Origin of the sequence: Paraburkholderia fungorum (genome assembly GCF_046026025.1) — a bacterium.
In the GTDB taxonomy this organism is placed as follows: domain Bacteria; phylum Pseudomonadota; class Gammaproteobacteria; order Burkholderiales; family Burkholderiaceae; genus Paraburkholderia; species Paraburkholderia fungorum_E.
In genome coordinates this window covers 70509-92510 of record NZ_JAQQFL010000006.1, presented here as the reverse complement: position 1 = coordinate 92510, position 22002 = coordinate 70509, and the positions used below count along the sequence as shown (strand labels likewise).

The following is a 22002-nucleotide window of genomic DNA, read 5'->3' as shown; positions in this document are numbered from 1 at the left end:
GGCGCCCTTCTTGATTACTTGCCTTGCGGCCGCAGGTAAGCGAGCCAGCGATGCTCGGCGCGGCGGAACAGCCACACGAGCGCAAAAGAAATGCACAGATAGAGCAGGGCGGCGAGGCCGAACGCATTGAACGACTGATACGTGGCCGAGTTCACGTCGCGCGCGATCTTGAGAATGTCCGGCACGGTCGCGGTGAACGCGACGGTGGTGGCATGCAGCATCAGGATCACTTCGTTGCTGTAGTACGGCAAGGCGCGGCGCAGTGCCGACGGCAGAATCACGCGCCGGTACAGCGTGAACGACGACATGCCGTACGCGCGCGCCGCTTCGATCTCGCCATACGGGGTGGCCTTGATGGCGCCCGCGAAAATCTCGGTGGTGTACGCGCAGGTGTTCAGCGTGAACGCGAGCAGCGTGCAATGCATGCCGTCGCGGAAGAACGCGTTGGTCAGTTCGTGGTTGCGAATGATGTCGAGACTGTATAGGCCGGTGTAGCAGAGCAGCAACTGCACGTAGAGCGGCGTGCCACGGAAGACATAGGTATACAGCCACACCAGGCCGGCGAGCCATTTCTTCTTCGACACGCGCGCGACCGCAAGCGGAATCGACAGGCAGAAACCGAGCCCGATCGACACGACCAGCAGCCACAGCGTGATCGCGACGCCGGTGAGACGGTAGCCATCGGTATAAAGATAGTTGCGCCAGTATTCCTGAATGATCTCGATCATAGATCCGCCTTTCGCACGCCAGTCGAGTAACGCCTTTCGAGGTACATCAGCACGAAGTTGGACACTGTGGTGATGACGAGATAGATCGCCCCTGCGAGCAGGGTGAAGAAAAAGAACCGCAAGGTACCCTTGCCGGCATCCTGCGAGGCCTTGACTACGTCGGCGAGACCGATGATCGACACCAGTGCCGTGGCTTTCACCATCACCTGCCAGTTGTTGCCGATGCCGGGCAGCGCGAAGCGCATCATCTGCGGGAACATGACCCGCCTGAACACCTGCCAGCCGGTCATGCCGTAGGCCGCGCCCGCTTCGAGCTGGCCGCGCGGCACAGCGAGAAAGGCGCCGCGGAAGGTCTCGGTGAAGTACGCGCCGTAGATGAAGCCCAGCACCGCAACGCCGGCCACGAACGGGTCGATGTCGATCTGGTCCCAGCCGAGCAGGTCGGTCAGGTTATTCAGCCAGATCTGGATGCTGTAGAACAGCAGCAGCATCAGCACCAGGTCGGGCACGCCGCGCACGAGCGTCGTATAGACGGTGCCGACGCCATGGGAAAAGCGGTTCTTCGACAGTTTCGCCGCCGCGCCTAGCAGGCCCAGCACGAAAGCGAACGCCAGCGACAACACCGCCAGTTTGACGGTTTGCCAGGTGCCGTTGAGAAGCAGCGGGCCGTAGCCTTGAAGGAACATAGGGGGTCCTTGACGGTGCGCTTATGGCGCACCGCGAAAGACGCGGCCAGTTGTGCACCGCGTTTGCCGCGAGCTTGAGCTCGCCGTTTCCTGCGGCGCACAGCGCACCGCTGTGCAAATCATGACTGCATGACCGTTGCCGGTCTTGCAGCGCGCTTGTCGACTCGTGTTTTGAATCGGGGTTGAAGCTGCTTTTGAAACTGTTGCCGACTGTATTACGAAGCTTCGGGAAAGCCCATGCGGGCGAGCCCCGAGTTTCGCGGGTGCTGCGTATTGCATATTGCGGGTTGCCGGTTTTGCCTGGCCGGCTGCCGGGCAGGAGATCCGCTCAGTGACCTGCTCAGTGACCGGCCTGCCGACCCGCCTGGTATCGAGCTCAGTACCCGGTTCAGCGCCCAGGATAGATATCGACGTCGAAATACTGCTTTTCGAGCTTCCTGAACGTACCGTCCTGATGCACTTGCGCCAACGCCTGGTTGAACATCGCCTTCAGCTCGACGTCTTCCTTGCGCAAGCCGATGGCCGTGCCATCACCAATCGTCTTCGGGTCTTTCACTTCCGGGCCGGCCCAGGCGAAGCCTTTACCACGCGGGGTCTTCAGGAATCCGGCGTCGGCTTGCAATTCGTCCTGCAACGCGGCGTCGAGACGCCCCGACGCGATGTCGGCATACACCTGATCCTGATTCTGGTAGGACACCACGGTCACGCCTTTGGGCTCCCAGTACGCCTTGGCATAGGCTTCCTGCGTCGAACCCTGCTCGACGCCGACATGCTTGCCCTTCAGCGATTCAGCCGTGGGCAGGAGCGGCGAGCCGGCTTTGGCGATCATGCGGGCCGGCGCGTCGAACAGCTTGCCGGAGAAATCGATCTGCTCGCGGCGCTTGTCCGTAACGGTCAGCGACGACACGATCGCGTCGAACTTCTTGCCCTTCAACGCCGGGATGATCCCGTCCAGATCCTGCTCGACCCACACGCATTTGACGTTCATCTTCGCGCACAGCGCTTTCGTCAAATCGACGTCGAAGCCGACGACCTGGCCGCTGGCCGCCTTCGATTCGAACGGCGGGTAGCTGGCGTCCACCCCGATGCGCACGGTTTTCCATTCTTTCGCCATGGCGCCGGTGGCCATGACGGCAAGCGCCACGCACAGTGCGGCCTTCTTCATGTTTCTCCTGGATCAAACTGATCGTCGTGGTGTACCGATCTCGACGACCGCCGGCTCGTGGCCGGCCGTCGCTATTCTAGGCGGTCAAAATTGTCGCGCCGCGTCTGGGTTCTGCTCGGGTTTCGCTTTGGCCCCACCCCGGTCCCGCCCCGGTTCCGCCCCGGTTCCGCGCACGTCTTTTCGACGTATCCGGCGAAATCGGCGAGAGGGTGAAACCCGCGGCTGCCCCATCGCGGCTCGGCCGCCGGGCCTGCCGGCGCGCCTTCGGCGCCCACGCGTCTTGAAAAGGGCGGTATTTTACCCGAACAGGGGCGGGGCGCCAGTGCGGGACGCCCCCGATCGCCGGTGGGTGGACGCATGCGTTGTGGATGCGCGACGCTGGCGACCCCCGGTCCGGCTCTGGTTGCGCGTGTTTATGTGTCGGATGATCGAAAACGCATCCGGCAAGGATCGCAAGCGAGCCGCCAGTAGCCGGGCTGGCTGTGCTGGGCACCCAGCCGGCCTGCGATTGCACGGATTTATGGAACGATCCGGTGCGCCGTTGCCGATTGTTTATCGTGCCTCGCGCCCCTACATTCTGGGCATTGTTATTGAGTCACTGGGAGACCCTCATGATCGAGATCCGCCGTTCAGACGAACGTGGCCACGCCAATCACGGCTGGCTCGACTCGTATCACAGCTTTTCGTTTGCCGATTACCGCGACCCGCAGCACGTGCATTTCGGACCGCTGCGGGTGATCAACGAAGACCGTATCGCCGGCGGCCAGGGTTTCGGCACGCATGGCCACCGCGACATGGAAATCGTCACCTATGTGCTCGAAGGCGCACTCGCGCACCGCGACAGCATGGGCAACGGCTCGACCATCCGCCCCGGCGACGTTCAGCGCATGAGCGCCGGCACGGGCGTGCAGCACAGCGAGTTCAACGCATCGCAGGATGAGCCGGCGCACCTGCTGCAGATCTGGGTAATCCCGCAGCGCGTGGGCGACCAGCCCGGCTACGAGGAAAAACGCTTCGACGATGCCGACAAGCGCGGGCGTCTGCGCGTGATCGCCTCGCCCGACGGCCGGGACGGTTCCGTCACGATTCATGCGGATGCCTCGATCTACGCGGCCTTGCTCGACGGCGCGCAACAGGCTACGTTCGCGTTGCCGGAAGGCCGGCTGGCCTACGTGCACGTGGCGCGCGGCGCGCTGACCGTGAATGGCGAAGCGCTCCAGGCCGGCGACGCCGCCAAGCTCAGCGAGACCGGCACGGTGACGCTCGAGAAGGGCGTGAATGCCGAAGTGCTGCTGTTCGATCTCGGTCCGCTCAACGGGTAAGCGCCAGTCAGCGGCCGCTCAATCATCGGCCGGGAGCGGGTGGTCACTGGTTGCGAGCGCAACGAGTACCTCAACCCGACGTGCGGGCTGCACGCAAACAAAAACGCCACGGAAGATTTTCCGTGGCGTTTTTGCATTCGGACGGCGACCCCGCAGGCCGCCTTCCGCGTGTGTCTTACCGCTTACTGATTTGCAGCAGGCGCCGACGCCGCGCCCTTGTGATGCTGCCAGCGCTCGCCCATCTTCTCGTGACGCGCTTCCATCTTCGCAAAACGCTGCTTCAGCGCGGTGCTGACGGTGGTTTTCTGCTGGTCGTTCAAGCCGTTATAGAAGGCAAGCCACGCATCGGTGGTTTGCTGGCGCAGTTGCGCGTCTTTCTGCTCGACTTGCTGGTGCGCGGCAGCCATGGCGTTCAGATCCAGGATCGGCTGCTGCTGCGCGGCCTTCATCTGGTTCTTGATCTGTTCATGATTGGCGCGCATGGCCTGATGGTTCTGCTTCATCGTGTCGAGCGCGGCTTGCCATTGCTTTTCCTGATCCGCGTTCAGCTTGAGCTGGTCATGCAGTTGCGTCAGTTCCTTCATGAAGTGGCCATGCCAGCCGCCGGGGCCGCCTTGACCGGCGGGTTGGGCGGCATAGGCAGCACCCGCGCCGATGGCGAGGGCCGTAGCGGCGACGGCGAGAACGCGCGACATTTTTTTGGTGGACATATAAGGCTCCTTGTAATGGAATAGCCGACGATGCAACCGGTGATAGAGGACGGCCTGCATTCGGTAAGTCACAGCGTAGAGAAACGCGTTGGACGCTGTGTTACGCGAACGGATGCGGCTATTACGGGTCATTACGTGCGCCTTTCACGGTAACACCCGGTAACCCTTGCGGGCCGTCTGAAATCGAAAACCCCTCCTGCCGCGCGTTAAACTTCATCCCATGGCTACTCAAATACTTGTTGTTGACGACGACGTCGAATTGCGCGATCTGCTGCGCGACTATCTGGCCCGTCAGGGCATCGAGGTCTCCGTGCTGCACGACGCGGGCACGCTCGAGCGCAGGCTCGAACGCGAGCGTCCGGATCTGATCGTGCTCGATCTGATGATGCCGGGCGTAGACGGGCTGACCGCGCTGCGCAAGCTGCGCGCGTCGGGCGACGACATTCCTGTGATCATGCTCACCGCACGTGCTGACGACGTGGACCGGATTGTCGGGCTGGAGCTCGGCGCGGACGACTATCTCGGCAAGCCGTTCAATCCGCGCGAGCTATTGGCGCGCGTGCAGGCGGTGCTGCGGCGCCGCCGCACGCTGCCGTCGGCGGCGGCGCCGGAGCAGCGCGAGCCGTTCAACTTCGGCCGCTTCACACTGGATTTCCAGTCGCGCACGCTGCATCTCGAAGACAAGCCGCTCACGCTGTCGGGCAGCGAATTCGCGCTCCTGAAGATTTTCGTCAATCACCCCATGCGCACGCTCACCCGTGAGCGCCTGCTTGAACTGCTGCATGGCCCGGAGTACGACGGCACCGACCGCGGCATCGACGTACAGGTGTGGCGTCTGCGTCGCATTCTCGAAACCGATCCGTCCACGCCGCGCTTCATTCAAACGGTGCGCGGGCGCGGCTACGTGTTCGTGCCGGATGGCGAACAGCATGCGTCGGCCCATTGATTCGCTGTTCGGGCGCCTGGCGCTGCTAGTTATTGCGGTGCTGCTCCTGTCGCATTTCGCGTGGTACGCGTTGATGCGGCTCGAGCGCAGCCAGTTGCAAACGCGCTACGCCGTCGAGGAAGCCACCTTCCTCGTCGACGCGGTGCGCCAGCACGTCGCCCGCACGCCTGACCTGCCTTTGCCGTCGCGCGTCCGGCTGGTCGATCCGGCGAGCTCCGACGTGCCGCCGGAAAGCACCGCGTTGCCGCCACCGCTCGAACGCTTCATCGAGGACGTGCGCGATCGCATGCCCGCCGGCACGCTGGTGCGAATCGGCCAGCCAGGCCGCCCGCCCACGCTGTGGGTGCGCGCCATCGCGGATCGCAATTGGATCGTCGTCCCGGTGCAGCCCTTGCGGCCGCCGCGCTCGCTCGATCGCACGGTGCTGTGGCTCGCGATCATTTTCTCGTTCGCGGTGATGGCGGCGCTCTTTGCCGCATGGGCGCTGCAGCAGCCGTTACGTTCGCTCGCCCAGGCGGTGGCGCGTTTCGGCCGCGGCCTGCCGGTGCCGCCGGTACCCGAGCGCGGCCCGCGCGAGTTGCGCCAGTTGACCCACGGCTTCAACCAGATGGTTCAGGAAGTGGCGCGTACTGAAAACGACCGGGCGGTCATGCTGGCCGGCGTCGCGCACGATCTGAAAACGCCGCTGGCACGGTTGCGGCTGCGCGCTGAAATGATGGAAGAAGTGAAAATGCGTGACGGCGTCGTGCGCGACGTCGATTCGATGACGCATATCGTCGAACAGTTTCTGGTATTCGCCCACGACGGCGCCGATCGCAGCGAAGCGGTCGAAGTGGATGCGCAGTGCGAGCGCGTCGTGCGCAGTTATCGCGCGGTCGCGGCCGGCGCGCCGACGGTGCGGACCGAGCTCAACGCGGGGCCGGGTTTCCTGCTGCCCGCGGCAACGCTCGACCGGATCTTGTCGAATCTGCTGGACAACGCACATGCGTACGGCGCGCCGCCGATCGTTGTCGCCACTGCGCGAACCGCACAAGGTTTCACGCTTTCCGTGAGGGACAATGGCGGCGGTATCGCCGCGCAGGACCTGATCAATGCAAGCCGGCCGTTCGTCCGGCTCGACCCGGCACGCGGCGGCAATGGTCATAGCGGACTGGGGCTCGCAATCGTCGAGCGTCTGGTGCGGCGTGCGGGCGGGGAGTGGGAGATCGGCAACCACGAAGGCCGTGGCTTGCGGGTCTTGATGAGCTTTCCGTTCGAAGTAGTGCCGCGTGTCACGGCGGCCTCGGAAAGCGTCTGGTAGGTTGAACGGGGCAGGGACGGCAGGCGCTCGGCCCCTGGCCCCGTTGTCTTCATGCCGGAACGCATGTCCGGCAACTGTTGCGCTAGTCTGAAAACAGCGTATTCAACGCATTCGCTGCGTCACTATCCACCGTATTCCACGTGACCGTTTCGGCTTCGAAAATGTAGTGCGTGGTGTACTTGCCGAGACGCGTGAGTATTTCTTCCTGAATCAATTCCGGTGCGACAGCCAGTTTCAGATACCACGCGGTCGACGACAGGCGTGTCTGGAACGCGCCATATTCGGCCAGCAAATGGTCGAATGCGTCAGCATCCTGATCGCGACAGACGATGACCAAATTTCCCTTCATGCGAATCTCCCGTTAGAGCGGTAGCGGCAACCTCAATGTCAAGGTTGATGATACCTGCTTCCTTACGGAACATCGGGCGGCGGGACTTGCTTTGCGTCAGTTGCCGCGCTTGCCGGGCCGTCGGCGGCGCGACAGTCACAGCCGGGCCCATGGAATTTCGACGCTGACCGGCACACCGCTATCCTGCATGGGCAAAACTCACCAGGCGTTGGCCACCGTCCGTGCGGGCGGCGCGGTGTCGTCGGGCGGAAGCGCTTCGATACGATCGCGCCCGCCCGTTTTCGCTGCGTAAAGCGCCATGTCGGCGCGGCTCATGATGCGCTCGGGCAGATCGTCGGCGGAGAGTTCGGTGATGCCGATGCTCACGCTCAGACCCACCGAAGCCGGCAATTTCGGCGAAGGGATCGCCTTGAGACGCAGGCGCAAGCGCTCGACGACTTCGCGCCCCCCCGCCAGATCCGTGGCCGGCAACAGCAAGCCGAATTCTTCGCCGCCTAGCCGGCCGATTGCATCGGTGCCGCGCAATTCAGCCCGGCAGGTATCGACGAAATGTTCGAGGGCGCGGTCGCCGGCGGCATGGCCGAAGCGGTCGTTGATCTGCTTGAAGTGGTCGAGGTCGGCGATTGCCATGCAGAGCGGCTCATTGCCCGCATGGGCGCGTTCGATCTCGTGGCGCAGCAGGTCGAGGAAGTAGCGCCGCGACAGCGCGCCGGTCAGCGCATCGTGGCGCGCCTCGGCAGAGAGCAGGGTGTTGGCCGATTGCAGTTGTTCGGCAAGATCGCGGGTGGCGCGATGGTGGCGCCGCTCGCGCACGTACGACACGGTGATCACCCACGCGAGCGCGACCGTGCCGGCCAGCGTCAGAAACACCAGCAGATGATCGCGCTTATGATTGCGCAGCAGTTCGGGCCAGGCCGCGAGCGGATCGACCAGATGCGCCGACAGCCCCGAATTCAGCCCGCCGCGTGCCTGGTACAACGCGGGCGTGCGCTGCTCGCTCATGCCGAACAACTGGCTGGCGATGCCTGCAGGCACCCAGGGGGCCTGCTCACGGACCTGGGCATCGACCTGAATCCGGATGTCGGGGAGGATGTCGCGGCGGTAGATGGTCCGGCGCTCGGCGGCGCTCATTTGCGTGACGCGCGAGTTCGGCAGGGCATGGCCTTCAAGTTCGCTGTTGTGCGCCATGATGATGACGCCGTGTTCGTCCGCGACGAAGGTGCCGGGATGGGCGACCCAGTGGCGCAGCCGCGCGATCCCCACCTTGGCCACCACGGCTCCGACCAGCAGGCCGTCGGCGTAGACCGGCGCCGCGATGAAAATGCCTGGCTCGCCGCTCGAGCGGCCGACGCCATAGGCTTCCGAAAACGCGCCGAGCAGGGCATTCGTTAAATAGCTGCGAGTGCGCATGTCCGCGCCGACGAAGGAGCGTTCCGCGGCGAGCGGGTTATTCGCGGAGTTGCTGGAGGCGACGCAGGTGCCGTTGGTGTTGACGAGCCAGATCTGATCGAGCCCGGAGAAGCCTTGGGCGTCATGCAGGAAGTTGCTCACGGTGAGCATCTGCGGGTCTTTTAACAACGCGGTGCGCAAGGCGGGTTCCGTCGCTTCGCCGTTCGCGGCATAATTCTGGGATTGCACCAGCGCGTGCTGGACCACGTCCATTTCGGCCATGGTTGCGGGGATAGCCCGAGACATCGAGAGGTCGCTCGCGATCACCTCAGCCATGTTGTCGACGATCGACGTGGACATTTGCCGCTGTGTGCGCAAGGCCGCGTCCAGCTCTTGCTGTACCATCCGGTCCGCGACCATGCCGGCCACGAACCAGCAAACGAGCACGATCAACGCGAAGCTGATCGGTCCGGTTGCCTGGCGCAAGGTTGTCCTGTTCATCGACTCTCAGATCCGTCTGGCTGTGACATGCAACTAGCTCATTCGTGGCAGCGCGGTGGCGCCGTTTTGCCCGGTTTTTTGCCCAGGTTTTTGCCCGGCTCTTTCCGCCCAGCTTTTTACGCCCTTATGGAAGCGGCTGGCGATACGGCCTCGGTATGGGCCGCGTTGTGTGCGGCATAACCTGTCGCGGCATAACCGTACATAGCGTGCGTCTTTTGATTTTAACCGTCATGGGGCCAGACGCCACTGTTATTGCGGGAATGCGAAGTGTGTCTGTCTGGCCCATCAGGTCCTTAACGGCAGCGTGTCAGCTTTCTGAATGGCCGCGCGGGTTTTCCGGGTGTTTGAAATGCCTTGCCGGGTCGCACTCGCAATTGCCCGAAAACTCGCTGACGCACGAGGGTGGATAACGCGTTGCATATCGCCGGATCGACGCTGGATGAAGGCCGTTTGAAGGCCATGGGCGCGGCGTACGCTGCGATTTGCTGGTATTTGGCGCGAAAGGTTGTGCCTGAAACATAGGATGGTGTAGTGTCGTGCCGTCCAAAACAAGGAAAGCCCGCCAGCCTTAGGGCGGCGCCCGCGGCGACAAAGCAGTCCGGCTTCGCGGTACGGTCCTGGGCGGCTCGCCCAAGGACTCGTCCGCACCGGTCTATGTGTCTCCAACGCTAACGATTTACCGCGCACATGCGTTTTGCCATGCCTGATTTCCGCTTTCCGGATCGATCTTCAGACTGCCGCGCCGAAGCCGCGGCCTCCTTTCTCTATTCGAACACCTGTAATAACGAGGAGGCCGCCTGATGGACTTCAGTTTCGACCTGAAACGCACCGCGAACGCTTCGGCCTGGCGATTGTTGCCCAACGGCTGGGATTTCGTCGCCTTCCCGTTGATCATCTGTGTGATCGCGATGGCCGCGATCGGTTTTCATCAGACGTTGGCGCCGATCTCGACGCTGAAGACCCAGGTCATCTCGCTCGACCCGTCGAGCCTTCCCGAATACGCAATGCGCACGACGCTGCGCATGCTGGCGGCGATGGTGGCGTCGCTCGTCTTCACGCTGGTTTACGGCACCCTCGCGGCGAAGAGCCGCCGCGCGGGTCTCGTGCTCGTGCCGATTCTCGACATCCTGCAGTCGGTGCCGGTGCTGGGCTACATTTCGTTTACGGTCACGTTCTTCCTCGCGTTGTTCCCGGGGCGCGTGCTGGGCGCGGAGCTCGCGGCGATTTTCGCGATCTTCACGAGCCAGGCGTGGAACATGACCTTCAGCTTCTATCAGTCGCTGCGCACGATACCGCGCGATCTGGATGAAGTCTCGCGGGGTTTCCACCTGACAGGGTGGCAGCGCTTCTGGAAGCTCGAAGTGCCGTTCTCGATGCCCGGCCTCATCTGGAACATGATGATGTCGATGTCGGGCGGCTGGTTCTTCGTGGTGGCCTCCGAAGCCATCACGGTGGGCAATAACACGATCACGTTGCCGGGGATCGGCGCATATCTGGCGCAGGCGATCTCGGACAAGAATCTGCACGCGGTCGGCTGGGTGATTCTGGCGATGACGGTCGTGATTCTGGCCTACGACCAGTTTCTGTTCCGTCCGCTCGTGGCGTGGGCCGACAAGTTCCGTATGGAAACGACCAGTTCCGGCAACGCCCCGGAGTCGTGGCTGCTCGACCTGATCCGCCGTACCCGCCTGATTCACCGCCTGCTGGTGCCGATGGGCTGGGTCTTCGCGAACGCCGCGCGCGTGCCGATGCGTCTGCCGGCATTCGACCGGGTTCGTTTCGCGATTCCGCAGCGCCAGAAATCGTCACGCGCGGGCGACATCGTGTGGGGGATCCTCGTGATCTGCCTCACCGTGTATGTCGTGTATAGCGTCGTGACGTATGTGCGCACCGGTGTGACGCTCGACGAAGTGGGACACGTGCTCGTGCTTGGCCTCATCACGCTGCTGCGGGTGGCGCTGCTGATCGCGATTTCGTCGGTGATCTGGGTGCCGCTCGGCGTGCTGATCGGGCTGCGTCCGGCGCTCGCCGAGAAGATCCAGCCGCTCGCGCAGTTTCTGGCCGCGTTCCCGGCAAACCTGCTGTTTCCGGTATTCGTGATCGTCATCGTGCGCTTTCACCTGAACCCGGACATCTGGCTGTCGCCGCTGATCGTGCTCGGCACCCAGTGGTATATCCTGTTCAACGTGATTGCGGGCGCCAGCTCCTACCCGAACGATTACCGCGAGGCGGCCGCCAACTTCGGCATTCGCGGCTGGCAGTGGTGGCGCAAGGTGATGCTGCCCGGTATCTTCCCGTACTACGTGACGGGGGCGATTACGGCATCCGGTGGCGCGTGGAACGCGAGTATCGTCTCCGAGTTCGTTCAATGGGGCGACACCAAACTCGCCGCACACGGTCTGGGCGCGTACATCGCGCAAACTACCGCCGCGGGCGACTTCCCGAAGATCATTCTCGGCATTGCTGTGATGTCCCTCTTTGTGACCTTGTTTAACCGCCTGCTGTGGCGTCCGATGTACGCCTATGCCGAGGCCAAGCTTCGGCTCGATTGAGTAAATTTAAGGCAAACCGCGATGCAAAATCCTAAAGCTGCCGTAACCGCCGCGCCGCTCCAGACACCGCCGATGCCTCCGCGCCTGGGTGAGGAGATTCTGTGCGTCAAGGACGTGTGCCGTGGGTTCAACAAGACCCAAGGCGAGCTGCTCGTCCTCGACGATGTGAACCTGTCGCTGCGCGAAGGTGAGATCGTCGGCATGCTGGGCCGTTCGGGCTCAGGCAAGTCGACCCTGTTGCGTATCATCGCCGGCCTGATCGAACCGACCGACGGTGAAGTGACGTATCTGAACAAGCCGCTCGACGGCCCGGCGAAGGGCGTCGCCATGGTGTTCCAGACCTTCGCACTGTTCCCGTGGCTGACCGTGCTGCAGAACGTGGAAGCGGGTCTCGAAGCGCAAGGCGTGGGCGCGCGCGAGCGTCGCGAACGCGCCCTGGCCGCGATCGACCTGATCGGTCTGGACGGTTTTGAGAACGCGTATCCGCGCGAGTTGTCGGGCGGCATGCGTCAGCGCGTCGGCTTTGCGCGCGCGCTGGTGGTCGATCCGACGCTGCTGCTGATGGACGAACCGTTTTCCGCGCTCGACGTGCTGACCGCGGAAACCTTGCGGACCGACCTGCTCGACCTGTGGACGCAAGGCCGCATGCCGATCAAATCGGTGCTGATCGTCACGCACAACATCGAGGAAGCGGTGTTCATGTGCGACCGCATTCTGGTGCTGTCGTCGAACCCCGGCCGCGTGATTGCCGAGATCAAGGTGCCGTTCAAGCATCCGCGCAACCGGCTGGATCCGGCGTTCCGCCGTCTGGTCGACGAGATTTACGCGAAGATGACCGCGCGCCAGACCGACGAATCGACCAAGAAGGGGCTCGAACTCGGCAGCTGGCTGCCGCATGTGTCGACCAACCTGATGGCCGGTTTGATCGAAACGCTGGCTGCCGCGCCGTACCACGGCCGTGCCGACATGCCGGAAATCGCCCGCTCGCTGCATCTGGAGGTGGACGATCTGTTCCCGGTCGCCGAAGTGCTGCAGCACCTGGGTTTCGCCGACGTGCGCGAAGGGGATATTTTCCTGACGCCGCCGGCCCGCGTGTTCTCGGAATTCGGCACGCAGGAACGCAAGATGATGTTCGCCGAGCACCTTCTGCGCCACGTGCCGCTCGCCGCGCGGATCAAGAAGGTGTTGAACGAACGGCCGGGGCATCGCGCGCCGCGCGTGCGCTTCGAGCAGGAGCTGGAGGATTTCCTGTCGGACAGCGCCGCGGAAGAGACGCTCGACGCGGTGATCAACTGGGGCCGGTATGGCGAGATCTTCTCGTACAACGACCAGACGGAAATTTTCAGTCTGGAAGACGTGGAGTCTTAAACGCGGTCGGGCTGTTTAAGCCGCCCGAGGCGAAGGCCATGCAAAAAAACGGCAGGGGAGACCCTGCCGTTTTTTTATTGCAGATTACCCCAGCGCTCGACCGCCGGTTCCGCCGAGGCCCATTTCCAGCCCTTGTCCTGACGGCATGCGCTTGCTGTGTACCAGTCTTCGTGCGCGTTCGGAGCGTCGCCGTCCTGCACCGAGAACACGAATTCCTTGCACAGCGCGAGCGCCGAGCTGAACGCGCGCGTCACGCGCACCTGGCCATGGCCGTTCTCGATCGGCAGCGAGTGCTTGACCGCCCACGGCCGCGTCTCGCCGACCGGCATGGCCCCCGCCAACGCGGCGATCAGGTTCTGCTGATCGGTGTGCATGGTACGCATGTAGCGGTTGACGGCCTCGTCGGTCGCGGCCTGCACGGCGATACCGACGCCGATGCCGACTGCCGGGTTGGCGGTCACAAGACCTGACGCGACACCGGCCGCGGCACCGCTCGCCGCGCCGACCGACGAGCAGCCGCTCGTCAGCAGGCTGGCGCCGACGCAGATTGCGCCGGCCAGCACGAGCCGCAGCCGGTTGCCGGCAAGCGCCGCCGTACGCGCGCGCGGAGCGAGAGCGGCACGTACACCACGGTCGGAGCGTAGTTCGGACAGCGCGTATCCATGCCGGGGACGTGCAAGCGACAGCGCCCTCATTGCAGCGCGCCCCAGCGTTCGGTGGCGGGTTCGGCCGACGCCCATTTCCAGTTGTCGCCATCGCGGCAGACCGACGCGACGTAGAACGCGCTGCTGGCCGGCACATTTTGGGTCGCGGTCTGATCGACCGAGAAGACGATTTCCTTGCAGTCGAGCGCGCCGGTGCTGATCGTGCGGCTGACCGTGACGCGGCCGTGTTCGTCGTCTTCGATCGGCATCGAATGGGTCACGCTCCACGGTGCAATCGCGCCGACCTCCAGGGGGCCGGCGATTTTGGCGATACCGTCCTGCGTGTTCTTATGGACCACACGCTCCGAGTACTGAACGCCGGCGCGCGCTGCGGCCACTGCACCGAGACCGATGCCGGTAGCGACGGCGGCATTGCTGGTGACTTTGGCCGCGAGCGCGGCGCCTGCGACACCGGCGCCGGCGGTGGCGCCTTCGGAATAGAGCGAACCACATCCGCTCAAGGCCGACGTGACCGCCACTGCCAATGCGACGAGCGCCGTTTTATTCAGACGTCCGCGGTTGGCTGCCCTGGACGCGTTGGCTGTTTGTTTTGCCCCTTCGGCCCACACCATACTTTTTTGCATTTCCCTGTCTCTGCTCCTGCAAGTGCCTTCGCACACGTGTCGTTTATTCACGTGCCTCACGTTTGTGAACGGTGCGTGTGCGAGAGGTACTGCTTTCTCATCGTTGCACTATGCGCTGCCGCATTTTGCAGGATGCGATTTGTAATTGGCAGTGGGAAAGTGCAAGCAATTGCAAAAGATGGTGCGAGTCAAATCGGTTTCTGGTGAGCGGAAGCCGATTTGATTGGTGGTGCGAAGGGATTAATTATGAGATGACGGGTGTGCAAAAAAGGGCCGCTTCAGAGGGGCTTGCACGACAAACGTACCAGGCGGGCGAGAAAATGAGCAGTCAGTACACGCAAGATAGACGCTCAGGCGAACGAAGCGCGTGAGCGCACAACGGCGCTTATGCGTCGGTTTCTTCTTCCGGGCCTTCGTCGCCGCCGTACACGCTCAAGCGGTTGTACAGCGTTTTCAGACTTACGCCTAGCGCTTTGGCCGCGCGCCGCTTGTCGCCGCCGCAATACTTGAGCGTGCCGAGAATGATCTGTTTTTGCGCATCGGCAAGGGGGGTGCCGATCCATACGCTCATCGCGTCGCCCTGCGTCACCGGCTTTTTCACGCGAGAAGCGAGATGCGGGTGCGGCAATTCCACTGTTTTCTCCGCGAGAATGAATGCGCGATACACCGCATTCTTCAACTCGCGCACGTTGCCAGGCCACGACCAGGTTCGCAGTGTGTCGATGGAGCGTTTGCTGAAGCTCTTGCTCGCGCTTTCCTGCTGATTGAGCAAGGCGAGGAAGTGTTGGGCGAGCAGTTCGCGATCGCTCTCGCGCTCGCGCAACGGCGGCGCGCGCAACGGAAAAACCGCGAGCCGGTACATCAGGTCTTCACGCAGACCGTGTTCCTTCACGGCGACCGCGGGGTCGCGATTGGTTGCCGCGATCACGCGCACGTCGCTGTGAATCAGTTCGTTGCCGCCGACCCTGAAAAACGTGCCGGTCTCAAGTGCGCGCAAAAGTTTGACCTGGCGCACTGGCGCCATTTCAGTGATTTCGTCGAGAAACAGCGTACCGCCGTTCGCATGTTCGAAATAGCCGATGCGGCCTTGGACTGCACCGGTGAAGCTGCCTTTTTCGTGGCCGAACAACTCGGCTTCGATGAGTTCGTCGGGAATCGCGCCGCAGTTCACGGCGATGAACGGGGCATCCTTGCGGTTGCTTTGATCGTGAATCGTGCGGGCAATCAGTTCCTTGCCGGTGCCGGATTCGCCGATGACCAGCGCGGTCGCGTCGGTGCTGGCGACGCGTCCGATCTGTTCGTACAGATCGAGCATCACCGGCGACGAGCCATACAGCAACCCGTACGATTTCAGTCCCGCGATGCTGTCCGCGACGCGCTGCTTCGTCTGTGCGGCGGAGACGGCGGGCGGGTCCAGGTCGATTGACGCCATAAACGAGGGAGTCCTGTGCAAATGGGGTTCGGTGTTGCGACGCCTAAGCCTTGAAGCCCTTGGAGCAAGACGGACCAGTCCGGTCACTATCTCATAGAAATTCGATTTAACCACTTTGGCCCTGCTTCCGGCAATCCATGTGATGGGCGCCGAAATAGCCCGTCGCACACCTGTCGAAAGTGCCTGAACCCGTGCCGCCATCGAAAGAGCGTGGCAAATTTACCGGGCACGGCGTTTGCGGCGTGATTTCGACGTGTGGGCAGTTTGATGCGACTCTGTTCAGAGCGCGCCGGCGGCGGATGCAATTCCTCGATTGTTCGCCACGCGCTGGAAACAGGACGCAAATGGGACACGAATGGGACGCAAACGCCGATTTCAGGCATAGGAGCGAATAATGAGTGACACCACGCAACAACTCGCACTCGGCGGCCAGAAGATTGTCGAAGATCTAGGCGTGCTGCTGGCGGATTCGGAAGAGATGCTGCGGCTCGCAGCCAACGTGCCGGGAGAGGGCGTCGATGCGCTGCGCGAACGGTTGAGGGCGCATATCGAAACGCTTCAGGCGGCGCTCGGCGACGCACAGCAAAACGCGCAGCGTCGCTACCGGGCTGCTGCCGTCAATACCGAACGCTACGTGCGACGCAACCCATGGCGCTCGCTCGGCATGGCTGCGGGCACCGGCTTCCTGCTTGGCGTTCTCACCGCGCGCTGACGCGCCATGCCGGACGCCGCTTCGCTAGACCTTCGCTAGACGACAACCAGGAGTTCACGATGGGACGACCCAAAATTGGCATCTTCGGCGCGCTGGTGGCACTCGGCGGGTTTCTGGCTTTTCGCTACGTGCAGCGAAACCGTGCCGCACAGGTTTCGGCGGCGCGTGAACTGAGCCGCTGGGAAGGCGAGGGCGGCACAGTGGCGACATCAGCGCCGCCGGCGGTGTTCGGCAGCGTGAGCATGGCGAGCGCCGGGCCGTCCGCGCCAGACGCAGCGCGTGGGGCAAATGGCTCGCATCCGAACGGTCAAGGCGGCGCATGGCCGTTTCCGCGTAGCGAAGAGCCGCAGTGAGCCCCTTGCCTGCGCCTGCACCGCCGCCTGCCGCTTCGCCAGGCGGTGCCTTGCAGACCTGACAAATGTATCTCGATAAAACCGTATAATATGTAAATAGACAACAATGCCGCCTTGCAATGCGAGGTTTTCTGGTTGATTGTTGCGGCATTGAATCAAGTCAGGGGCTCGGCGCTGTCGCGGGACGCTAGTGTGTGCTCACAACCAGGGCACGCCTATAGCATAGCGGCGAGCCGTCGGCTGGCATTTCAGCATGCACTTTGCATGTTCCCCTTTCACGCTTTCGGGCTTTCGAGACGCGATGCCACACGTACTGATTGTCGATGACGATGCCGGTACCCGCGAGGCGCTTGCCGCCATCATCGGGGAAGACGGTCTGACTACCGCCACTGCGGGTGATTTGCGCGAAGCGCGCATTCAACTGGTCCGGCAGATGCCGGATGTCGTCTTTACCGATCTGAAGCTGCCTGACGGCAGTGGAGTCGATCTGTTCGAAGATCTCGATCCGCGCTCTGGCGTGGAGGTGATCGTGATTACTGGCCACGCCACGGTGGAGTCGGCGGTCAACGCGTTGAAGATGGGCGCCACCGACTACCTGGTGAAGCCGATCAACATGCAGCGCGTGAAGGCGATCCTGTCACGTCTGCCGCGCGCCGGCGACCTGAAGGCGGAAATCGGCACTTTGCGCGGCGAGTTGCGCCGCATGGGCCGCTTTGGTTTGATGCTCGGCAGTTCACCGGCCATACAAGAAGTTTATGACCAGATCGGCCGCGTCGCCCCGACGGCTGCCTCGGTCATGTTGGTGGGCGAGTCGGGCACCGGCAAGGAAGTTGCCGCGCAGACGCTGCATCAACTCAGCTTGCGCCGCAAGCATGCGTTCCTCGCGGTGAACTGCGGCGCGATTTCGCCGAACCTGATCGAATCGGAAATGTTCGGCCACGAGCGCGGTTCGTTCACCGGCGCGGACCGTCAGCACAAAGGCTATTTCGAACGTGCGAACGGCGGCACGCTGTTCCTCGACGAAATCACTGAAATGCCGATCGAATTGCAGGTGAAACTGCTGCGCGTGCTGGAAACCGGCATGTTCATGCGGGTCGGTACGACCAGGGAAATCGAAACGGACGTGCGCCTGATTGCGGCGACCAACCGCGATCCTGAACAGGCGGTGCTGGAAGGCAAGTTGCGGCTCGATCTATACCACCGCCTGAACGTGTTTCCGATCAGCCTGCCGCCGCTGCGTGACCGGGGCAAAGATGTGGAGTTGCTTGCGCAAGCGTTCCTCGACGAACTCAACGAGCGTCACAGCACGAAGAAGCATTTCCCGGCCGCAGTGAAGGAAATGTTGATGTCGTATCCGTGGCCAGGCAATGTGCGTGAGTTGAAGAACTACGTGCAGCGTGCGCACATCATGTCGGGTACGGATTCGGATAGCACGGCGACGGTGCCGTTGCAGATCACGTTGTCGAAGCCTGCGGCTGGGACGGCGATTACGATTGCGTTTGGGACTTCGCTTGCTGAAGCGGATCGTCAGTTGATCCTGGCTACGCTTGAGCAATGCGGTGGCGTGAAAACGCGGGCAGCGGAGATTCTTGGGATCAGTTTGAAGACGTTGTACAACCGGCTTGTTGAGTATGGGAATGATGCGCGGGATGAGGGCGATTCTGCGGATGAATCGCGGGCTTTGAGGGGGGCGGATGCTTGAGGTTTGGGGTTGGGGTTGCCTGCGCGGCGCTTGTTGATCGTGCGCTTGTGGTGTGGGTCTTTTCTTGCTTTGTTAGTGGTCTTGTTTGGAGCTGGGTTTTTTGGCCTTTCCTTGTTTTGTTAGTGGTTTATTAGCGTTGCCCCTGTGCGGGGCGGCACCTACTTTTCTTTGCCTGCCGCAAAGCAAAGTAGGCAAAAGAAAGCGGCTCACACCGCCAGCTCATAAGCGGGTCCCCCGCGCAGCCACGGTAGTGGTGCATCTGGAATCGGTGTTCTCGCACATTCGGCGTCAGTGACACAGCAGTCATACCTCCGGCGGCGCTGCGCGCGCCGACGCGCAGTTCATGAAACCACCCGCTGCGTTTTCGCGCTCACGCCGTTCGTCCTTCCTGAAACCACCCGCCAAGCTTTTGCTCCCACGGTTTGCCGGGTTCCCTGACTCGTCGGTGCATCGCCGCCGCAGGCATAACCGCGGCAGCGGCAGCGCAGCGAACGCGGCTTGTCGTTGAATCGCTGTCGCGCGCACAACGACGACGGCCGCACAGTGAACGCAAGGTATCGCATTGCAACGCATTGCATTGCATTTGAAATGGGATGCCAATGACAGCGCGAACACGTCGCCGAGGCGAAGCCGATGGCCCCCGCCGCGCGAAACGAAGACCCTGGTTTCCCCGGCAGACCGATCCGCGACGCACGCAGTGCGGAGTGGGAGCTGATGAGCGCCTTGTCACCAGCGCGGAGTGTGCGGGAGCACGGATTCCAGATGCACCACTACCGTGGCTGCGCGGGGGACCCGCTTAAGAACTAGCGGTGTGAGCCGCTTTCTTTTGCCTACTTTGCTTTGCGGCAGGCAAAGAAAAGTAGGTGCCGCCCCGCACAGGGGCAACGCTAATAGACCAATAAGAAAACAAGGAAAGGCCAACACCGTAAGCACACAGCCAAAGCAGACCACTAACAATTCAAGGAAAGGCCAAAGAAGCCAGAACAAGCAAAGACCAACACGGCAAAACCACAACCAAACAAACCGCCAAACAGGCCCAAAACCACGACTCCGGCATACCCCTTGCTGCAACGCATTGAACCGCAAAAACCAAGGACAACCAACATGCCGGACTACGCCGCCGCGACGCATCTCCCGAAGTACGCCCACCGCCCCGAACCCATCGAGCCGCCATCGCCGGACCCTGCCGAGCCCGACACAATTCCAAACCCCAGCCCGACACCAGACCCGATCGAACCGGTTGCACCGCCAATCGGCGATCCTCCACTGCAACCCACGCAAACGCCACAAGCCGATCGGCATCCGCCGCTGCAAGCATCCACCTATGCAACTCTGACACGCTCCATGCACTGAACCCCGGCCCGCGGCATCGATTTTATGTACTTGTTACAAAGCGGGCGCATCTTTTACCGGCAATTTGCCGTCACGACCCCTACACTAAATGGATGCCGTCTCGATGACGGCGGGCTTCCCCGGAGGCATCGACCATGAGACATCCAGCACTGCGACGTTCCGCGCGCCACTCGAAGCGCGATTCCCGGCCAGGCAGCAGCCAGAGCAGCCCGGCAGAGTCGCCAGACCCGGCAGCGCAAAACCGCGTCGCTCCCAATGCGCCGCCAGACGGCGAGCACAACCAGGGCGGGGTGCGTCCGGAAGGGCTGGAGTATCAGCGCGATCTCGGCTCGGAGCAGGACGCCTGAGTCCGTCCGAGGGCCGCTAAGAAGGGTTCCGGTTTCGTCATACAAAGCAGAAAAAAATTCTTCGCAATGCTTCCGTATTGCGCGTTTTTGCTCGCCCGATACATTTGTAACCATTTTTATTTCCAACATCTCAAAAAACGGCACGCGACTTGCATGCACTTTTAACGCACATATCCGTATGCAACGAAGCAACTGACGAGGTGAAGCACCAATGAGCAGACTGATCGTGGTATCGAATCGTGTGGCGCCAATCCAGGAAGGCCGCCCTGCGGCAGGTGGCCTCGCGATCGGCGTGCTGGACGCGTTGAAGGAAACCGGCGGAGTCTGGTTCGGCTGGAGCGGTGAAACGGTGAGCGAGCCGTCCGCTCCGGTGATCGAGAAGCAGGGCAATGTGACGTACGCGACGGTAGGCCTGACCAAGCGCGATTACGACCAGTACTACCGCGGCTTTTCGAACGCGACGCTGTGGCCGACGTTCCACTATCGCAACGACCTGTCACGCTACGACCGGCAGGAATACGCGGGCTATCAGCGTGTCAACGCGACGCTCGCCAAGCAGCTCAAGGAATTGCTCAAGCCCGATGACATCATCTGGGTGCACGACTATCACCTGCTGCCATTCGCGCGCTGTCTGCGCGAGCTCGGCGTGAAGAACCCAATCGGCTTCTTCCTGCATATCCCCTTTCCGGTTCCAGAAGTACTCCGTACGATTCCGCCGCACGAGGAATTGGTCAAGGCGATGTGCAGCTACGATGTGGTCGGTTTCCAGACCGAAGCGGACCGCCAGTCGTTCGTCGACTTTATCGAGCGCGGCCAGCACGGCACCTCGAGTGAAGACGGCATGGTGCACGCCTGCAACCGCTTCCTTAAAGTGGCGGCCTATCCGATCGGCATCTATCCGGACGCGATCGCCAAGGCCGCTGAGCAGTTCACGGACCGCAAGCCGGTACGCAGCCTGCGTGACGGCATGCGCGGGCGCAAGCTGATCATGAGCGTCGACCGGCTCGATTATTCGAAAGGGTTGGTGGAGCGCTTCCAGGCATTCGAACGGCTGCTGCTGAATGCACCGGGTTGGCATGGACGCGTATCGCTGGTGCAGATCGCGCCGCCAACGCGTGCGGATGTGCAGACGTATCAGCGCATTCGTCAGACCTTGGAGGGCGAAGCGGGCCGCATTAACGGCCGTTTCGCGCAACTCGACTGGACGCCGATCCAGTACCTGAATCGCAAGTACGAGCGCAACCTGCTGATGGCGCTGTTCCGTCAATCGCAGGTCGGCTATGTGACGCCGCTGCGCGACGGGATGAACCTGGTCGCCAAGGAGTACGTTGCATCGCAGGATCCGGCCGATCCGGGGGTACTCGTGTTGTCGCAATTTGCGGGTGCCGCCGAGCAATTGCCGGGTGCGCTGGTCGTCAATCCGTTCGATCTGTCGCAGATGGCCGAGGCGCTGGAGCGCGCACTGTCGATGCCGCTCGCCGAACGTCAGGCGCGTCATGCGGACATGATGGCGCCGATGCGTGAGAACAATCTGTCGGTCTGGCGCGATACGTTCCTGGACGATCTGCGTAACATCGCGACCGCCTCTTCGGTGACGGCCAAAGCGGTAAAGCTCGCTGACGTGACGGCATCGTCGTAGCCGCGCCAGCGGCGGCGCGGTTCCTTCAGGAATCGCGCATGCTGATCACGTCGACCTGTTTGAACAAAGCTGGATGAACAAGGTTGGAGCATTAAAAAAGGGCGCGGACCGCGGCATGCGATTCGCGCCCTTGTCGTATTCGGGGAGAAGGCCTGCAATG

General features: G+C 62.5%; 20 protein-coding genes. 11 read left to right on the top strand and 9 right to left on the bottom strand.

What is annotated here, in order from left to right; genetic code table 11:
• Nucleotides 1-14 precede the first annotated feature (14 nt).
• From PQR67_RS09315 to PQR67_RS09305, 3 genes are all read right to left on the bottom strand, one after another.
• Complete coding sequence (locus PQR67_RS09315) at nucleotides 15-728, bottom strand: ABC transporter permease (protein ID WP_408457403.1); 714 nt, start codon at nucleotides 726-728, stop codon at nucleotides 15-17.
• Nucleotides 725-1414, bottom strand: a complete 690-nt coding sequence (locus tag PQR67_RS09310; protein WP_408457400.1) for an ABC transporter permease — start codon at nucleotides 1412-1414, stop codon at nucleotides 725-727. Before PQR67_RS09310 ends, PQR67_RS09315 begins: the two co-directional genes overlap by 4 nt.
• Before the next feature lie 388 nt (nucleotides 1415-1802).
• Complete coding sequence (locus tag PQR67_RS09305) at nucleotides 1803-2579, bottom strand: ABC transporter substrate-binding protein (protein ID WP_408457397.1); 777 nt, start codon at nucleotides 2577-2579, stop codon at nucleotides 1803-1805.
• 611 nt (nucleotides 2580-3190) lie between these two features.
• Between PQR67_RS09305 and PQR67_RS09300 the strand changes: the two genes are divergently transcribed.
• Nucleotides 3191-3901, top strand: coding sequence for a pirin family protein (locus PQR67_RS09300; RefSeq protein ID WP_408457394.1), 711 nt, complete (start codon nucleotides 3191-3193; stop codon nucleotides 3899-3901).
• 182 nt (nucleotides 3902-4083) lie between these two features.
• On the opposite strand, the gene PQR67_RS09295 is transcribed toward PQR67_RS09300, so the two are convergent.
• A complete protein-coding gene (locus PQR67_RS09295) occupies nucleotides 4084-4611 on the bottom strand; it encodes a periplasmic heavy metal sensor (RefSeq protein ID WP_408457391.1) in 528 nt (175 codons plus the stop codon).
• Between the two features lie 220 nt (nucleotides 4612-4831).
• On the opposite strand from PQR67_RS09295, the gene PQR67_RS09290 reads away from it, so the two are divergent.
• Both PQR67_RS09290 and PQR67_RS09285 read left to right on the top strand, forming a co-directional pair.
• A complete protein-coding gene (locus PQR67_RS09290; protein WP_120346014.1) occupies nucleotides 4832-5557 on the top strand; it encodes a response regulator in 726 nt (241 codons plus the stop codon).
• Complete coding sequence (locus PQR67_RS09285; RefSeq protein ID WP_408457389.1) at nucleotides 5541-6857, top strand: ATP-binding protein; 1317 nt, start codon at nucleotides 5541-5543, stop codon at nucleotides 6855-6857. The genes PQR67_RS09290 and PQR67_RS09285 overlap by 17 nt, the downstream gene beginning before the upstream one ends.
• 82 nt (nucleotides 6858-6939) lie before the next feature.
• On the opposite strand, the gene PQR67_RS09280 is transcribed toward PQR67_RS09285, so the two are convergent.
• Both PQR67_RS09280 and PQR67_RS09275 read right to left on the bottom strand, forming a co-directional pair.
• On the bottom strand, nucleotides 6940-7206 hold the full coding sequence (locus PQR67_RS09280; protein WP_408201294.1) for a double-stranded DNA-specific endonuclease: 267 nt from the start codon (nucleotides 7204-7206) through the stop codon (nucleotides 6940-6942).
• A gap of 198 nt (nucleotides 7207-7404) precedes the next feature.
• Nucleotides 7405-9096 carry a sensor domain-containing diguanylate cyclase gene (locus PQR67_RS09275; protein ID WP_408457386.1) on the bottom strand — a complete coding sequence of 564 codons (1692 nt, stop codon included), beginning with the start codon at nucleotides 9094-9096 and terminating at the stop codon, nucleotides 7405-7407.
• An 800-nt stretch (nucleotides 9097-9896) separates the two neighbouring features.
• On the opposite strand from PQR67_RS09275, the gene PQR67_RS09270 reads away from it, so the two are divergent.
• Both PQR67_RS09270 and PQR67_RS09265 read left to right on the top strand, forming a co-directional pair.
• Nucleotides 9897-11648, top strand: coding sequence for an ABC transporter permease (locus tag PQR67_RS09270; protein WP_408457383.1), 1752 nt, complete (start codon nucleotides 9897-9899; stop codon nucleotides 11646-11648).
• Between the two features lie 21 nt (nucleotides 11649-11669).
• Nucleotides 11670-13016 carry an ABC transporter ATP-binding protein gene (locus tag PQR67_RS09265; RefSeq protein WP_408457381.1) on the top strand — a complete coding sequence of 449 codons (1347 nt, stop codon included), beginning with the start codon at nucleotides 11670-11672 and terminating at the stop codon, nucleotides 13014-13016.
• Between the two features lie 74 nt (nucleotides 13017-13090).
• Here the strand turns inward: PQR67_RS09265 and PQR67_RS09260 are convergent, their stop codons facing one another.
• The 3 genes from PQR67_RS09260 to PQR67_RS09250 all read right to left on the bottom strand — a co-directional run bounded on the left by PQR67_RS09260 (nucleotide 13091) and on the right by PQR67_RS09250 (nucleotide 15736).
• On the bottom strand, nucleotides 13091-13711 hold the full coding sequence (locus PQR67_RS09260; protein WP_408457379.1) for a hypothetical protein: 621 nt from the start codon (nucleotides 13709-13711) through the stop codon (nucleotides 13091-13093).
• Nucleotides 13708-14304 (bottom strand): hypothetical protein, encoded by a 597-nt coding sequence (locus PQR67_RS09255; RefSeq protein WP_408457376.1) that lies wholly within the window; start codon nucleotides 14302-14304, stop codon nucleotides 13708-13710. Before PQR67_RS09255 ends, PQR67_RS09260 begins: the two co-directional genes overlap by 4 nt.
• 385 nt (nucleotides 14305-14689) lie before the next feature.
• Complete coding sequence (locus tag PQR67_RS09250; RefSeq protein ID WP_408457374.1) at nucleotides 14690-15736, bottom strand: sigma-54 interaction domain-containing protein; 1047 nt, start codon at nucleotides 15734-15736, stop codon at nucleotides 14690-14692.
• Nucleotides 15737-16130: 394 nt separating this feature from the next.
• Here PQR67_RS09250 and PQR67_RS09245 point away from each other — a divergent pair, with 394 nt between their 5' ends.
• From PQR67_RS09245 to otsA, 6 genes are all read left to right on the top strand, one after another.
• Complete coding sequence (locus PQR67_RS09245) at nucleotides 16131-16448, top strand: ElaB/YgaM/YqjD family protein (protein WP_408457372.1); 318 nt, start codon at nucleotides 16131-16133, stop codon at nucleotides 16446-16448.
• Nucleotides 16449-16507: 59 nt separating this feature from the next.
• Nucleotides 16508-16801, top strand: coding sequence for a hypothetical protein (locus tag PQR67_RS09240; RefSeq protein ID WP_408457370.1), 294 nt, complete (start codon nucleotides 16508-16510; stop codon nucleotides 16799-16801).
• 301 nt (nucleotides 16802-17102) lie between these two features.
• Entirely contained in the window at nucleotides 17103-18503 is a 1401-nt protein-coding gene (locus tag PQR67_RS09235) for a sigma-54-dependent transcriptional regulator (protein WP_408457367.1), read from the top strand.
• Nucleotides 18504-19607: 1104 nt separating this feature from the next.
• Nucleotides 19608-19856 carry a hypothetical protein gene (locus tag PQR67_RS09230; RefSeq protein WP_408457365.1) on the top strand — a complete coding sequence of 83 codons (249 nt, stop codon included), beginning with the start codon at nucleotides 19608-19610 and terminating at the stop codon, nucleotides 19854-19856.
• A 134-nt stretch (nucleotides 19857-19990) separates the two neighbouring features.
• Nucleotides 19991-20203: a hypothetical protein gene (locus PQR67_RS09225; protein WP_408457363.1), complete on the top strand. Its 213-nt coding sequence runs from the start codon at nucleotides 19991-19993 to the stop codon at nucleotides 20201-20203.
• Between the two features lie 211 nt (nucleotides 20204-20414).
• A complete protein-coding gene (gene otsA, locus PQR67_RS09220) occupies nucleotides 20415-21842 on the top strand; it encodes an alpha,alpha-trehalose-phosphate synthase (UDP-forming) (RefSeq protein WP_120347851.1) in 1428 nt (475 codons plus the stop codon).
• The last annotated feature ends 160 nt before the right edge of the window (nucleotides 21843-22002 follow it).